Annotated in this window: 15 protein-coding genes; 9 read left to right on the forward strand and 6 right to left on the reverse strand. The window is 60.4% G+C overall.

What is annotated here, in order from left to right:
- Positions 1–374 precede the first annotated feature (374 nt).
- Positions 375–533, forward strand: a complete 159-nt coding sequence (locus tag LPJGGPFB_RS25750; RefSeq protein WP_173422755.1) for a hypothetical protein — start codon at positions 375–377, stop codon at positions 531–533.
- 370 nt (positions 534–903) lie between these two features.
- On the opposite strand, the gene LPJGGPFB_RS25755 is transcribed toward LPJGGPFB_RS25750, so the two are convergent.
- Positions 904–1,830 carry a LysR family transcriptional regulator gene (locus LPJGGPFB_RS25755; protein ID WP_173422756.1) on the reverse strand — a complete coding sequence of 309 codons (927 nt, stop codon included), beginning with the start codon at positions 1,828–1,830 and terminating at the stop codon, positions 904–906.
- Between the two features lie 162 nt (positions 1,831–1,992).
- On the opposite strand from LPJGGPFB_RS25755, the gene LPJGGPFB_RS25760 reads away from it, so the two are divergent.
- The 8 genes from LPJGGPFB_RS25760 (at position 1,993) to LPJGGPFB_RS25795 (ending at position 8,362) form a co-directional block, all read left to right on the forward strand.
- Positions 1,993–2,688 carry an ABC transporter permease gene (locus tag LPJGGPFB_RS25760; RefSeq protein WP_173422933.1) on the forward strand — a complete coding sequence of 232 codons (696 nt, stop codon included), beginning with the start codon at positions 1,993–1,995 and terminating at the stop codon, positions 2,686–2,688.
- A complete protein-coding gene (locus LPJGGPFB_RS25765; RefSeq protein ID WP_210264601.1) occupies positions 2,685–3,404 on the forward strand; it encodes an ABC transporter permease in 720 nt (239 codons plus the stop codon). The genes LPJGGPFB_RS25760 and LPJGGPFB_RS25765 overlap by 4 nt, the downstream gene beginning before the upstream one ends.
- Positions 3,401–4,183 carry an ABC transporter ATP-binding protein gene (locus tag LPJGGPFB_RS25770; protein ID WP_427858435.1) on the forward strand — a complete coding sequence of 261 codons (783 nt, stop codon included), beginning with the start codon at positions 3,401–3,403 and terminating at the stop codon, positions 4,181–4,183. The genes LPJGGPFB_RS25765 and LPJGGPFB_RS25770 overlap by 4 nt, the downstream gene beginning before the upstream one ends.
- Before the next feature lie 34 nt (positions 4,184–4,217).
- The gene (locus tag LPJGGPFB_RS25775; protein ID WP_173422757.1) at positions 4,218–5,045 is read left to right on the forward strand and encodes a lysine/arginine/ornithine ABC transporter substrate-binding protein; all 828 of its coding nucleotides are present in this window, start codon (positions 4,218–4,220) and stop codon (positions 5,043–5,045) included.
- 64 nt (positions 5,046–5,109) lie between these two features.
- Positions 5,110–6,231, forward strand: a complete 1,122-nt coding sequence (locus LPJGGPFB_RS25780; RefSeq protein ID WP_173422758.1) for an NAD(P)/FAD-dependent oxidoreductase — start codon at positions 5,110–5,112, stop codon at positions 6,229–6,231.
- Positions 6,215–6,514, forward strand: coding sequence for a (2Fe-2S)-binding protein (locus tag LPJGGPFB_RS25785; RefSeq protein ID WP_173422759.1), 300 nt, complete (start codon positions 6,215–6,217; stop codon positions 6,512–6,514). The genes LPJGGPFB_RS25780 and LPJGGPFB_RS25785 overlap by 17 nt, the downstream gene beginning before the upstream one ends.
- 2 nt (positions 6,515–6,516) lie before the next feature.
- The gene (locus LPJGGPFB_RS25790) at positions 6,517–7,995 is read left to right on the forward strand and encodes an FAD/NAD(P)-dependent oxidoreductase (protein ID WP_173422760.1); all 1,479 of its coding nucleotides are present in this window, start codon (positions 6,517–6,519) and stop codon (positions 7,993–7,995) included.
- Between the two features lie 22 nt (positions 7,996–8,017).
- The gene (locus LPJGGPFB_RS25795) at positions 8,018–8,362 is read left to right on the forward strand and encodes a RidA family protein (protein WP_173422761.1); all 345 of its coding nucleotides are present in this window, start codon (positions 8,018–8,020) and stop codon (positions 8,360–8,362) included.
- 57 nt (positions 8,363–8,419) lie between these two features.
- Here LPJGGPFB_RS25795 and LPJGGPFB_RS25800 read toward each other — a convergent pair whose 3' ends face one another.
- Genes LPJGGPFB_RS25800 through LPJGGPFB_RS25820 form a run of 5 tightly spaced genes read right to left on the reverse strand, consistent with a single transcriptional unit; the run spans position 8,420 to position 14,673 of the window.
- Positions 8,420–9,367 (reverse strand): LysR substrate-binding domain-containing protein, encoded by a 948-nt coding sequence (locus LPJGGPFB_RS25800; protein WP_327795900.1) that lies wholly within the window; start codon positions 9,365–9,367, stop codon positions 8,420–8,422.
- Positions 9,368–9,395: 28 nt separating this feature from the next.
- Positions 9,396–10,913 (reverse strand): 2,3-bisphosphoglycerate-independent phosphoglycerate mutase, encoded by a 1,518-nt coding sequence (gene gpmI / locus LPJGGPFB_RS25805; protein ID WP_173422762.1) that lies wholly within the window; start codon positions 10,911–10,913, stop codon positions 9,396–9,398.
- On the reverse strand, positions 10,914–11,933 hold the full coding sequence (locus tag LPJGGPFB_RS25810; RefSeq protein ID WP_173422763.1) for a LysR family transcriptional regulator: 1,020 nt from the start codon (positions 11,931–11,933) through the stop codon (positions 10,914–10,916).
- Positions 11,905–13,410, reverse strand: coding sequence for an ethanolamine ammonia-lyase reactivating factor EutA (locus LPJGGPFB_RS25815; RefSeq protein ID WP_209792947.1), 1,506 nt, complete (start codon positions 13,408–13,410; stop codon positions 11,905–11,907). Before LPJGGPFB_RS25815 ends, LPJGGPFB_RS25810 begins: the two co-directional genes overlap by 29 nt.
- Positions 13,411–13,452: 42 nt before the next feature.
- The gene (locus tag LPJGGPFB_RS25820; protein ID WP_209792949.1) at positions 13,453–14,673 is read right to left on the reverse strand and encodes a cupin domain-containing protein; all 1,221 of its coding nucleotides are present in this window, start codon (positions 14,671–14,673) and stop codon (positions 13,453–13,455) included.
- Between the last annotated feature and the right edge of the window lie 109 nt (positions 14,674–14,782).

Consider the following 14,782-nt stretch of genomic DNA (forward strand, 5'->3'; position numbering starts at 1 on the left):
TCGCCGGGTTGGTCACTTCGATCGCATTGGCGGCATCCGCTTCAATCCATTCGCCACCAATCAGGGCAGCCTGGCGAAACAGTGACGGGTCCTTTAAGTGAGAGAGCATTGTTCCTCGACGATCTCCTGGAGCTTCCGAAACACACCTCCGGCCCACCCGTGACAGGGCGACGCACGGTGCTGCCGTTAGCATTTAGGATTTCGGCGGCTTTGTTTCATCGAAAATCCTGAAAGCTCTCTTCGGCATTCAGTGCGTGATTTTTGCGCCTGATCCAGCATAGGATCGATCTTGGTTGAGTAGTTCGTCGCGGCCCTAGGAGAATGGGAGCCTTGCGTCCAACCTCATCTCATGAGCATTGGGAGGATGCCAGAACATGCCTACGACTGTACCGACGCGCAAAAGCGAATACCGGATGACGCTTCTCGAACAAGTGCTTGTTTTGCTCGGTCAAGGGAGCATCTGGTACACTTGCTACGCCTATCCCTACGACCCGCGGGAACGCAACGCATCTGTCGAAACCGGGCTTGCCTGAACGGAAGAGATGGCCCGTGGTCCGGCGGCAAAAGTCAGACCCTATAAGCGGGTCGATCGAGCGACCGACGCTCCGAGGCGGTGCCCAGAAGCGTCGGTTGTGACCACAGCCAGCGGGGCCGTCGTCGGCATCGAGGCGTTGTCCGCACCTAAGAAGTCGTTTCGTAGTAGAACGTGCTGCGACGTAACGTTTTCTACGCCAGTCTCAGACCTGAGCTACCCGCGGATCGTTCGGTCGAATAGCAATTCCAAGACCGCATCGTTGTCGCACTCCAGGTGTTGAAAGCGAAGACCTTCAGCGACTGGTCCTGATGATCGGAGCAGTGGCATCACACCCGACCCAACCCGCATGGTCCGTTCCCGTCGACACGTTATGCGATCATAGTGGCCCCGATAGTCGTTGTCGAAGTCGAATCTCCCGCAAGCAGCGCTTCATGGTAGCTCCAGAACTCGCTCACAAACCGTTCGGCAAGCACGCTGTCGGAACCTTGGCTGCGCCGGATCGCGAGGAAGCCTGCATCGACGAAGATGGCGAAAGGCCTGACGACAACGCCGCGCCCACGGAATTCGGTCGCGGACGATGGGTCGATAATCGCAATGCCCGCCCCTTCGGAGACCAGCGTCAGCGCGGTATGGGAAAGGCGCGTTTCCAACGTCGATGACCGAGGAATGCCGGCCAGCGCCACTTCCACGCGCATGGCAAACAGCGTGCCAGGCTCCAGTGTGATCATGCGCTCATTGGCGAGATCGGCCGGCATGATGTCTTCCCGGCCGGCAAGCCTGTGACCAGTGGGAACCGCGACGACCGCAGGTATCGGACGGGTCTCGATCAGAAACCCGGGACGGTCGAGCGGACCATCGGCAAAACCAAGGTCCACCTGCCCCGATGCGACCGCCTCGATCACCAGAGACGACGGAATACCGTTCAGCGACGCATGAACGTTTGGACGGTCGCGCAGGAACCACGCAAGAAAACGCGGCATGATCCCGTTTGCCAGTGCTGGCATGGCGGCAATGCGGAGCATCCCGGCATTCTGCCTGCTGATCTCTTCGGCAAACGCCTTGATGCGCGATAGGCCGACATAGGCCCGCTCCACCTCCTGGAGCAACGTCAGGGCCTCCCGAGTGGGCGTTAGCTGGTTTCCCCTGCGGTCAAACAGCTTCAGCTTCGTATCGATTTCAAAGTCACGGATCAACCGGCTCACCGCCGGTTGAGTGATGGACATCAGCTCCGCCGCCGCCGTCATTTTTCCGGTCAACATGACGGTACGGAACGCTTCCACCTGACGCAGGTTCATGGATCACCATAATATTTGGTTATGCTCGCGGCCAGATTACGAATTTGACGGTATTGAAGCAAGCTGTCAAACCCACTGGAAACAAACCGTGGCGCCTGGCTCGAACCGGCGCCGCACCAAGGGAACAAACTGGTGGGTGCTTTGAGCGCGTATCTCGATCTGATGGGGTTCGCCGAGGGAGCCTGGGGCATGGATATGCTCAAGGCGACAGGCGTTACCCTTTGCGTTGCCCTCAGCGGCTTTGCCGCCGGGGCGGTTTTTGGCTGTCTCTCCGCGGCGGCGTCGTTCTCGTCGCTGCGTGCTCTGAGGGCGTTAGCCGATGGTTACACCACCATCCTGCGCGGTATTCCCGACCTGCTCGTCATCTATCTCTTCTATTTCGGCAGCAGCGCGGTTTTAAGCCGACTCGGTGCTCTGTTCGGCTCCGAGGGCTTCATCAGCGCGCCCGTCTTCCTGACCGGCGCTCTGGCGATCGGGGTGGTTTCAGGCGCCTATCAGGCTGAGGTCTATCGCGGTGCGGTGCTCGCGCTCTCCAAGGGCGAAATTGAAGCGGCAAGAGCCTATGGCATGCCGAACCACCTTCTGTTTCGCCGCATCATCCTGCCCCAAGCGACGCGGTTCGCAATCCCAGGTGTCGGCAATGTCTGGCAACTGGTGCTGAAGGAATCAGCGCTCATCTCGGTGGTAGGGCTGATCGAACTGATGCGACAGGCCCAGATCGGCGCGGGCTCGACCCGCAAACCCTTCACGTTCTTCCTGACGGCTGCGGTGCTTTACCTGCTGATCAGCTTCGTGTCGGGCGTCCTGTTCCGGATTGCAGAGAAGCGCGCCATGCGCGGGATCAGGCGGGCACTATGATCGATCTTCCCTTCATCTACGACGCCTTCGTGCAGCTTTGCAGCGGCATCCCGCTGACGCTGCAACTGATGGCGGTGTCCGTCGCATCCGGCGCCGTTCTGGCAATTGCTCTTGCAGCGATGAGACTGTCGTCCTGGCCACCGCTCGACCTCCTGGCGCGGATTTACATCTTCATCTTTCGCGGCACGCCGCTTCTGGTGCAGCTCTATCTCATCTACTACGGCCTCAGCCAGTTTCCCGAACTGCGCAAGACCTTCCTATGGCCGTTCCTGCGGGAGGCCTATTGGTGCGCAGCGCTCGCGCTCGCGCTCAACACAGCAGCCTACAGTGCCGAAATCATCCGCGGCGGCGTGCTCTCAGTGCCTGCCGGGCAGATCGAAGCCGCGCGTGCCTATGGGATGAGTGGCCTTACTCTCATTCGCCGCATCATCGCGCCACAGGCGCTGCGGCAGATGCTGCCTGGCTACTCCAACGAAGTGATCCTGATGGCGAAATCGACGGCGCTGGCCTCGACCATAACCATGATGGAAGTCACAGGGCTGGCGGCAAAACTCATCTCGGCGACCTACCGCCCCGTGGAGATCTTCATCGCCGCCGGCGCGATTTATCTGCTGCTCAATTTCATCGTCAGCCGGCTGTTCAAGCTGTTCGAGTACCGGCTCTCAGCCGCGCAGCGCCAACCCATCTACCGACGTGCCGCAGGAGAAAATGCATGATGAACGCAGCCCTCGCACCGGCCGTGAAGATCACCGGGCTCGAGAAGAGCTACGGTGCCTACAAGGTGCTGCACTCCATCTCGTTCAGTGCCAACAAGGGTGAAGTCGTCTCGATCCTCGGGGCCTCGGGATCCGGCAAGTCCACGCTGCTTCGCTGCATCAACATGCTGGAAGTGCCGGATGCGGGCGAAATCTCCATTCACGGTGAGAGCTACAGGCTTACGCAGCGTTCGGGCTTTGCCCCGCGCGCCGCCGATCCGAAGCAACTGCTGCGGCTTCGTTCCCAGGCGACGATGGTGTTCCAGTCCTTCAATCTGTGGTCACACCTGACGATCCTGGAAAATCTGATCGAAGCGCCGGTCCATGTGCAAAAGCGCAACCGCGCCGAATGTGTCGCGGAGGCTGAAGCCCTCCTCGAGCGGGTGGGCATTGCCGACAAGCGCAACTTCTATCCGGCGCATCTTTCCGGCGGCCAGCAGCAACGTGCGGCGATTGCCCGGGCACTCGCCATGCGGCCCAAGATCATGCTGTTCGATGAGCCGACTTCGGCGCTCGATCCGGAGCTGGTCGCCGAAGTGCTGAAGGTCATGCGCGATCTCGCAGCCGAGGGCCGCACCATGCTCGTCGTTACCCATGAGATGGACTTTGCCCGCGACGTCTCGAGCCGCGTTCTGTTCCTGCACAAGGGGCTGGTCGAAGAGGACGGCCGCCCGGAACAGGTCTTCTCGAACCCGAAGAGCGAGCGCTTCCGCCAGTTTATTTCCAAGCACAACGCCTGAAACCAACTTTGAAAAAACGAAGAGAGGAGAACGCATGAAACTGAAGATTATCTTGTCTGCCATCGGCCTGCTGGCAACAGCCCATGTCGCGCAAGCGGAGGACGTGATCCGCATTGCCACGGAAGGCGCTTATGCGCCGTGGAACTTTTCCGGCCCCAACAACGTGCTGGAAGGCTTCGAAATCGACCTGGCGAACGACCTTTGCGAGCGCATGAAAGCCAAGTGCGAAATCGTCGCGCAGAACTGGGATGGCATCATCCCTTCGCTGACGGCCGGCAAATACGACGCCATCATGGCGGCCATGAGCATCACGCCAAAGCGTGAGGAAGTAATGGCCTTCTCCGCCCCCTACGCCGCAGCGATCAATTCCTTTGCGGCAATGGAAGACAGCGGTCTCGCCAACCTGCCGGAAACCGGCAAGCCGCTTTCGGTCGATTCCGAGGCCGCCAAGCCCGTGCTTGAGGAAATTGCCAAGAAGATCCAGGGCAAAGCTGTCGGCGTACAGGGCTCCACCACGGCTTCCGCGTTCATGGAACAGTACTTTCAAGGTGGCGCCGACGTTCGCGAATACAAGACCACCGAAGAGCACAACTTCGATCTGGCGAGCGCACGCCTCGACGCAGTCGTGGCCAATGCGACCGTTCTCGCAGCAGCACTCGAGAAGGACGACATGAAGGGTGCGAAACTCACCGGCCCGCTCTTCTCGGGCAAGGTGTTCGGCATGATCGGCGTTGGCCTCCGCAAGGAAGACACCGCACTGAAGGCGCGTTTCGATGACGTCATCAAGGCTGCCGTCGCCGACGGCACTGTGAAGAAGCTCTCCGAGAAGTGGTTCAAGGTGGACGTGAGCCCGCAGGAATAAGCCTCGACAACTGGCCCGTCCGAGTTTCGGGCGGGCCACGCCACCGGCATACGGACCGAAAAGCATGCGCAGACTACCAGATCAAAACATCGTCATCATTGGAGCAGGCCTTGTGGGCGGCGCCCTCGCCTGGGGCCTTGCGCGCGCGGGTGAGCGGCCGCTGCTTCTGGACGGAGACGATCTGTCGCTGCGCGCATCTCGCGCCAACTTTGCGTTGATCTGGGTTCAGGGCAAGGGGGTCGGCGCTCCCCATTATGCACGCTGGACAATGCGCTCGACCCGCCTCTGGCCGGAATTCGCGGCAGCCTTAAAAGAGACTTCCGGCGTCGATGTTGCTCTGAAGCAAAATGGGGGCTTCACTTTTGCGCTGAGCGAAGCCGAGCTGGAACGGACGCACGAAGACGTCGTGACGGTTGCACGCGAACTTGGCGATGATGCCACCGAACATACCCTGCTCGACCACGCAGAGACGGCGAAACTGGTGCCGGCGATCGGACGGGATGTCGTCGGCTCCGTCTATTCGCCAATGGATGGCGACGTGAACTCGCTCCGCCTGCTTCGGGCGCTTCATACCGGCATGATAAATCTAGGCGCTGCTTATGAGCCGCATTGTGAGATCGACGAGATCACCCCCCGATCGGGCGGGTTCCAATTGAAGGGCTCCTGGGGCGAGGTTTTCGCCAAACGCATCGTCCTGACGGCTGGCGTCGGCAACAGCCGGCTTGCCGCGATGGTCGGTATTCACGCGCCCTCCGTGCGCAGCAAGGGGCAGATCCTCGTTACCGAAAAATGCCGTCCATTTTTCCCCTACACCTCGGCCACGCTCAGGCAAGCCGACGAAGGCGGCGTGATGATCGGCGACAGCCAGGAAACCCACACGGACTCGATTGCGACCAACCAGGACATCAGCGCGGTTCTGGCCGATCGCGCCATCCGGACATTTCCCTGCCTGAGTGGCGTCAACGTCCTTCGCACCTGGACCGGCTTCCGCGTCAAGACGCCCGACGGTTTTCCCATTTACGAGCAGTCGACCGCCCATCCCGGTGCCTATGTGGCGATGTGCCATTCCGGCGTGACGCTTGCCGCAATCCACGCGCTCGTCGTCGCCGGTGAGATCGCCACCCAGCAGGCCGTACTTGCCGGCAACACATTCCCCGGCCGGAGATTTCATGTTTCGCAGAATTGATAAAGCAGCGGATACCGTCGCCATCACGTTCGACGGTATCCCGATGCGCGTCGACACCGAACAGACGGTGGCCGCAGCACTCCTTAGCCAAGGTATCAGCACGTTGCGCAGGAGCGTCGTCGGTGATCGCCCACGTGCGCCCTACTGCCTGATGGGTGTCTGCTTCGAATGCCTTGTCACCATCGACGGCATTCAAAACCGGCAGGCTTGCATGACCGTCGTGCGGGACGGGATGGCGATCTCATCGCAAAGCGGTGCCCGCTCTCTGGACGAAGGGTGCTGACGATGGCGCTCCGGATAATCGACGATCTTCACCTTCTCGACCGCGAATACGATCTCGCGATCATCGGTGCAGGGCCGGCGGGGATGGCCGCTGCGGCGCAAGCGGCCGCCGCTGGCGCGCGAACGATCCTCCTTGATGAAAACCCCGCTCCCGGCGGCCAGATCTACCGGTCGATCGAAAGGAATTCGCCAGCAAGACGCTCCTTCCTCGGCAACGATTACTGGAAGGGAAAGGGCGTCCTTAAGGCGTTTCTTCAGTGCGACGCCGCCTACCTACCCCAAGCACTTGTCTGGAGTGTCGAGCAAGGCGAGACCGATGGAAAGGCAGCTGTCGAACTGCGCGTTTCGGCCGGTGGCAAAAGCAGCATCGTCCATGCACGTCGGGTCGTCTTCGCCACCGGCGCGATGGAACGGCCGATGCCCGTAAGGGGGTGGACGCTTCCCGGCGTGATGACGATCGGCGCGGCTCAAATCGCACTCAAATCTTCAGGGCTTGTGCCCGACGGCCGCGTTGTCTTGGCAGGCAGCGGCCCCCTGCTTTATCTCTTTGCCGACCAATTGCTGCAGGCAGGTGGCAACCTCGTCGCAGTACTCGACACCACGCCGCGTTCGAACTGGGCGAAGGCGCTGCCTTTCCTGCCCCCGTTTCTGGTTTCGCCCTATCTGCTGAAGGGCCTGGCGCTGTTTGCCAAGGTCCGGCGCTCGGTGCCGGTTTTCACCGGCGTCGGGACGATCGAGGTCATCGGTCAGGACCGGGCCACCGCAATCCGCTTCCAGGCCAAGGGCCGGACGGAGGAAATCGGCATCGACAGCGCCTTCCTGCATCAGGGAGTCGTCCCGAACAACAGCCTAGCCAACGCGACCGGATGTCTTCTTGCCTGGAATGACCGTCAGAAGTGTTTTCAGCCAGAACTTGACACATGCGGTAGATCCTCGCTGCCGGCGATCTACGTCGCCGGTGACGGCGGCGGCATAGGCGGCGCGCTTGTCGCGGAGGTCGGCGGGCGGATAGCGGCGCTGGCCGCCTGTCTCGATCTCTTTCCGGAGAAGACGCGCCGGATCGGACCGCTCCTGGCGAAGCACGAAAAGCGGCGCAGGGTCTTGTCGCGCGGGCGCACCTTCATCGACACGCTCTATCAGCCCGCCGTGGCGTTTCGCGCGCCGACCGATCTGGAGACGATCGCATGCCGCTGCGAAGAAGTGACGGTCGGTGCCATCCGTGATGCCGCCGCGCGCAACGTGGTCGGCCCCAACCAGCTCAAAACGATGCTGCGTTGTGGCATGGGGCCGTGCCAGGGGCGCATGTGCACGGCGACCATCACCGAAATTCTGGCTGACGTGCAACAGCGGTCCCCCGCCGAAATCGGCACCTACAGGCTTCGCACACCGATAAAGCCCGTCCCCTTGCGCGAGTTCGCCTCGCTCCCGCTCACGCCGGATGCCGTTCAGGCCGTTACCGGTGACCACTCCGACAGAAGCTGACCCCTCAACAAAGGAAACAAAAATGGCAGAACGTCATCTCCGCACACCCATCATGCACCGCGTCGTTGAACACAACGGCATCGTCTATGTCGGCGGCACGACCTGTGACGACGAAAGCCTCGACATGGCCGGCCAGACCCGGGAAATCCTGGCGAAGATCGATCGTTATCTGGCGGAAGCTGGCACCGACAAGACCAGGCTCCTGACGGCCACGATCTTCGTGACCGACCTTGCCAAGAAGCCGGACATGGATGCCGTCTGGAAGGCCTGGGTTGGCCCGGAAGAGCTGCCGACCCGCGCGACCGTGGGCGTCGCCGATCTCGGTGGCGACACGCTGATCGAAGTGGTCGTCTCGGCCTACAAGTAGCCGTCGCTGACCGGATCATGCGAGACGACCCAGTCTCGCATGATCCGGCGCAATCATTCAGGCGCTCGGACGGGACTGAAGCTTGTCGAACGGGGCGACCGCCTGTCGCAGAAAATCTATGAGCTTGCTGGCTGCGAGCGATCGTGGATGGTTCCTCGGTGTAAGCAGCCACAGATCGATCGTCGTGTCCGGAACGATACTGCGCCGCACGAGAACGTCGCTGCCAAAATCGAGCCCGACGAACGAAGGCACGATGGAGACGCCGACGCCGTTGGCAACGAAACAACAGGCAGTCTCCGAGAGCGGAACCTCGATCCGGTTTCTCTTCTGCACGCCCTTGATCTGGAAGGCACGGTCAATCGTCATCAGCGAGCAATCGTCACGCGCCAGCGAAATGAAGGGATCACCGCCGAGATCTTCGAGATCGATGACGGATTTGTCCGCCAGCGGATGGTGCGCGGGAAGCACGCAGACCATTTCGAAACGCATAAGACGCTCGGCATCGACGTTGGGATGCTCGAACGGCAGCACGCTGAGGCCGATATCCACCTGTTGTGCCGCGACGAGATCGATGATGCGCGGCGAAGGCAGGCTTCGCATCGTGAAGTGAATATCGGGCTGTTCGGCAAGCAGGGGCGAAAGCGCTTGGGCGAGAAAACGCGTGGTCAACGCGGGCGGGGCAACAACGGTAATCTCCCCCCATTCCTGATTGCGGACGGCATCGGCGAGCCGTGCCACGCGCGCGGTCCCCGAGAACATCTTTGCGACCTCGACCGCAAGCAAGCGGCCTTCGAGCGTTGGTGTGAGCCGGCCGCCGGCGCGAACGAAAAGCTGGAAACCGCAGGCTTCGGAAAAGCTGCGCAGGAGCTTGCTGACCGCCGGCTGAGAGATCCGCATGCGCTCGGCGGCAAGTGTGACGGATCCGGTCTCGACGGTGTTGTGGAATTCCGAAAACCAAAGAAGCGGGAATTCGGCGTATTCAAGGTGGTTGAAAGGCTCGAACACCCGTTGGCGCTTGCTCCCAGCAGCTGGTTCAAAATAGCGGCTCACCGGTCATGAGGGCCGGTTGTTCGATGCCCATGAGCTTAAGGATGGTCGGAGCAACATCCGCAAGTATCCCGTTGCGCAGCGCGGCCACGCCGTCGCGACCAAAGAGGAAGGCCGGTACCGGATTGAGCGTATGTGCCGTGTGCGGCTCATTGCTGACAGGGTCGATCATCAGCTCGCAGTTTCCGTGGTCGGCAATAGCCAACAAGCAGCCACCGCTGCCATGAACGCTCCTAACGATTTCACCCAAGGCCGTGTCCACCGTTTCAACCGCTTCAATTGCGGCTTTCAAGCTGCCGGTATGCCCAACCATGTCGGGATTGGCGAAATTAACAACCACGAGGTCGTAGGCACCGCTTTCGATCGCCGCCACGACCTTTCCCGTCAGCTCGGGCGCCGACATCGAGGGCTGCAGATCGTAGGTCGCGACCTTCGGCGAAGGCACGATGAGCCGGGCCTCGGACGCAAAGGGCGCTTCGCGACCGCCGTTCAGAAAATACGTGACATGCGGGTACTTTTCAGTCTCCGCCATATGAATCTGCGTACGACCGGCCCTGGACACGGTTTCGCTGAGGCCATCCGCCAGCGTCTGCGGTGGGAACAGGGTATGCATAACCGCATCGAGATCCCCACCGTACGACACCATGCCGACAGCGCTTGTAAGCTGAGGCATGGATTGTCTCTGAAATCCCACGGCTCCCGGAAGCAGAAGCGCGCTTAAAATCTCGCGGACGCGGTCGGAGCGGAAGTTGGCGCTTAGAATGGCATCCCCGTCCTTGAGGCCCTCGTAGCCGTCAACGACGGTTGGCACTATGAACTCATCTGTCTCGCCACGTTCGGCAGCATCGCGAACGGCCATCTGCACGGATAAAGCCACATTGCCGCGGCCATGTACGATTGCGTGATACGCACGCTCAACGCGATCCCACCGCGTGTCACGGTCCATGGCATAGAAGCGCCCGCTAACGGTTGCGATCATGGCGTCGGCCGGCAGCTGCGCAGTGAGCAGCTTGAGATATTCTCCAGCCGTTCCAGGCTGCGTATCGCGACCGTCAGTGAATGCGTGAATGATCGACCGTACGCCCAGGCTGGAGAGTGCGTGCGCAAGTGCTGCGATGTGGCCCTGATGGGCATGCACACCGCCTGGAGAAACAAGCCCCATGATGTGGCAGGCACCACCGGATCGCTGTAGCCGTTCGGCAACGCCACTTTCGGCAAGGTGCTCGACCAGACTGCCGTCCGAGACCGCGGCATCGATGCGCGGAAGGTCCTGCATCACAATGCGGCCCGCGCCAATGTTGAGGTGACCCACCTCGGAATTGCCCATTTGCCCTTCAGGCAGGCCAACCGACGGGCCGTGTGTCGTCAGGAACGCATGCGGACAAGAAGACCACAAGCGATCAAAGTTGGGCGTCGAGGCCAGGAGGACGGCATTTCCATGGGACTCCTCGCGCCAACCCCACCCATCCAAAATCATGAGAACTGTCGGTTTCCTGCCGGTCATCTATTCTGGCACCGTTTCCTTCAGACGCGCTTCAAGGATTGCAAGGAAGGCACGAAGCTTCTTCGGGACAAACCGGCTCTTCGGATAGAATGCCTTGATCACCCGCCGCGAAATGATCTGACTTTCGAAGAGCGAGACGAGTTCGCCAGAGCGGATCTCCTGCGCAACGCTGTAGAGCGGCAACCGCGCGACCCCAGCCCCTTGCACGGCAGCAAGCACGATTGCGCTTTCGAAATTGGAATGGAAAATACCATCCACCTGCACCGTCACCTCCTCGTCGCCAAGACGCGCGCTCCAAAGTCTGGGATCCGGCTTCTGCGTGGTATGAATCAGGCAGTTGTGATGTTGCAGGTCCACCGGCTGCGAGGGGCGTGGATGCTGTTGCAGGTAGGCGGGCGCAACGCAGATCACGTATGGTGCAGGTCCAAGCTTGCGCTCGAACAGACCTGTGTGGAAGGAATCATCGTCATCGAAATCGCGACTGCCGATGACCACGTCGACGCCGCGCTCCATCAGATTGACTGAACTTGCCGAGACCGTCAGCTCAACCTTCACAGCCGGGTAGAGCGCATTGAAATCGATGATCGCCGGCGCGACCAGCGCTTGGCCTACTCCGGGCGTGGAATGAACCCGCAAGGTTCCAATCAGCTCGCTGCCGAGCCCGCTCGCATCGGCCTTTGCCGCCTCGATCTCCGATAGAATGCGCACACAATGATCGAAGAAGACGGTGCCAGCATCGGTCAGGAACACATTGTGCGTCGAACGGTTGAGCAGGGTCAGCTTCAAAGCATTTTCGAGCTGGGTGACGTGCTTGCTCATATAGGATGGAGACTTGCCAAACAGCTTGGCCGCCGTGGTGAAGCTGCCGTGCTGCACCACGCGGGAGAAGATGACGATATCGTTCAGATCGAGCCCGTCAAAACTCGATCGCGTTGCATCGGAGGAACTGACCATCGCCAACGTATTGGCATAAGCCGGCTCCTCCGGCAATTCAGGAGAAGAGAAGAGATTTGATGACAACGGGGATAACGCCCGGCGGGTTCATGAACTCTCCCAGATCGACGAAATCGAGGTCTTTCAAGCGAACACCATCCACGGAGATCAGATGCGTGTGGATGCCAAGCTCCCGATCCAGAATGCGCCCGATGGTCTGACCTACATCTCCATCGATCATCAGGACAAGCGGTTCCTCGCGCGTTCCATCCGGTGCTGCCACCGCCTTGATCCCCTGCGCCACAGCAAGAAGCCGCTGATACTCCGGTTCTCCTGTCCAGGTGAAGGCGAATGCAATCATCGCCATTGTGTCGCGATCCTGCCGATCGGCGCTCTGGCGGAAGGCCGCGGCGATCTCTTCCGCGTCGACGACTTCAGGCAGTTCCCGGCCGAGATGGACCACCGGGATATTGTGCTTCGGCAGCACGTTAGCACCGTTCATGTAGAGTGTCTTGCCGCTCACCTGTACAGTGAACTGTGAGGCACCGATGACTGTTGCGCGGATGCGCTGCCCGGCGTCGACGATGGGGATGCTGATGTGCGGCGTCAGCTGGCTGATGATCTCGTCTGCCAGCAGTCGGGCGATATCGCCATGGTCGCTCTCTTCGTAGCCGAAAATGTACTCCGAAACGCCACCGGAGAAGGTGATGTAGCTCGGCTCGACAGATCGCTCGAGAGGTTCGGTCAAAAGGAAGCGGCGACCGAGATCGTCGAGCGGCCCGCCCAGAATTTCGTCAACGGCAAGGCTTGCAAGGCGCTTGGCAATCGCTGCGCGGTTGGTTGGGTCCGCCATCGCGGTTGGATTGGTCGAGATCCCCAGTTCTTGCGCAGTCAGGCGCGCGGAATCGTCGAGCCGCGACCAGACGCCCTGCGTGTCCTTGGCAACGAGGCGGCCGCCAACTGCGAAAGCGGCCACGCTGACAATTTCACCATTGTCGATCAGCGCAAGCTTGGTCGTGCCGCCTCCAATGTCGACATGCAAGCCGCAGGCGCCACGCTTCTTCGAAAGGGCCGTGGCACCGGAACCATGGGCCGCCAGCATGCATTCCAGTTTGTGCCCAGCTGTGGCGCAGACGAAACGACCGGACTCATTTGCAAAAATCTCGTCGATTGCGCGCGCGTTCGTCTTCTTGATCGCCTCACCGGTCAGGATGACGGCGCCGGTATCGATATGGCTGCGACGATAGCCAGCATCCTCGTAGCAATGCTGGAAGAAATGGCGCAACTCGCGCGCGTCAATTGTTCCGTCCGGTAGGAAGGGGGTCAACAGGATGGGCGAACGCCAGACGACCTGGCGATTGATGACCACAAAGCTGCTGGAGAGATCCTCGGTCTCGCGTCGCATTACCACCCGCGCAAAGAGCAGGTGGGATGTGGAGCTGCCAATATCGATGCCGACTGTCAGAAGCTCGACCGACTCCTGCTTCCACAGCCAGTCAGCGATTTCCTGACGTTCGCTTTCAGAAATATCTTCGTGTTCGTGTTCAAAATCGAGATCGTGCACAGACCCCTCACCTCCCTTGATATCCCCGGCCCAACGCGTCGTTCAGCTCGCGGGGCCTGCAAGGACTGGCGTCTTGATGACACCAGTCAAGCTTTCCGGCGGCAGCGCCATCACCGCCTCCTCGTCGAAAAGATCCCCCATGGCAGAAGGAACACCGGTCTTCTTCAATTCCTCCAGGAACTTGCGATGAACGCGCGGATCCTGATCCTCATATTCAATCTGGCGACCACCGTCCTTGACCGACGTCGCCCCACCGCCTTCAGCGCTCTTGCGCCTCAGAGAAATGAACGGGTAGCGCCGACTACCCAGGCTGCAAGCTACATAGCGCGCAGGCTGGTCGCAGGTGTTGAAATGCTGATGATACATCCAAAATGGCGGCGTATACATGAAGCCATGTCGCCAGGGGATTTCCTTGAACTCGGAGTCACCCTCGTACCACATCAGCGAGTAACCCTCGCCATCGACGGCATGAACGTGGGTACCGGCGGCGTGGCGATGGGCCTTCTTGTAGCGACCGACCGGCATTTGCGACACGTGAGAGTGCATTGTGCCGTCGGCGAGCACGAAGTTGACGTTGAGCGATCCCTTGCCGCGCCCTTCGAACTCATAAAGCTTGAAGCTTGTGAGGTCATGGACGAAATTCGTTTCCCAGATGTTTTGCACCTTGCGGGCGGATTCCAGACCGTAGGAATAGAGCGAGCCGTCACCATCGAAGTGCTTGGTTCCGCCGACACGGTCCTGGAAGACGAAGTCGTTGGCAAAGACGAAGTCGAGGTTGTGATAGAGATTGATGGTGAGCGGCGCGTTGTTGGTGCAGGAAAGCCGCACCGTGTCGATGCCCGATCCGTTGTTGAACTGATATTTGCAGTTGAGCGGGATGGCAAACAGCGCCTTCGGCCCCCACTCGAACGTGCGGGTCTCACCGCTCGGCAGCCACACCGTTGTCGAGCCGTAGCCGGACAGAACATAGAAGAAGGCTTCATAGAGATGCTTGACCGGTCGGGTCTTCTTGCCGGGAAGAATCTCGATGACATAATTTGCCATGAAATCGCCCATGCCGTGGGTGTGGGCGAAGCATCCGCGCGCCTCGTAGCGATCCCATTCGGCGGTTTCGAGCGCCAACAAGTCGTGCCCGAGATCGAGATGGATCGGAATGCCCTCGTCATTCGACCAGTCCTTGTAGGGATCGACCAGGAACTTTCGGTTCTCCGGATCAGGCGTCACCGTCGGTTCGAGAGGTGATGTGCTGGGGATGCTGGTCATCTCGTTCACTTTCGCTATGTTGTTCGGCGCCGCGATCTTTTGGTTTGTTAGGCGATAGGACTATGGAATTTCGGGCGGGGTATCGGTAGCCCGTTTTCGGAAAAGACAT

The organism is Ensifer adhaerens (assembly GCF_013283195.1).
In the GTDB taxonomy this organism is placed as follows: Bacteria; Pseudomonadota; Alphaproteobacteria; order Rhizobiales; family Rhizobiaceae; genus Ensifer; species Ensifer adhaerens_G.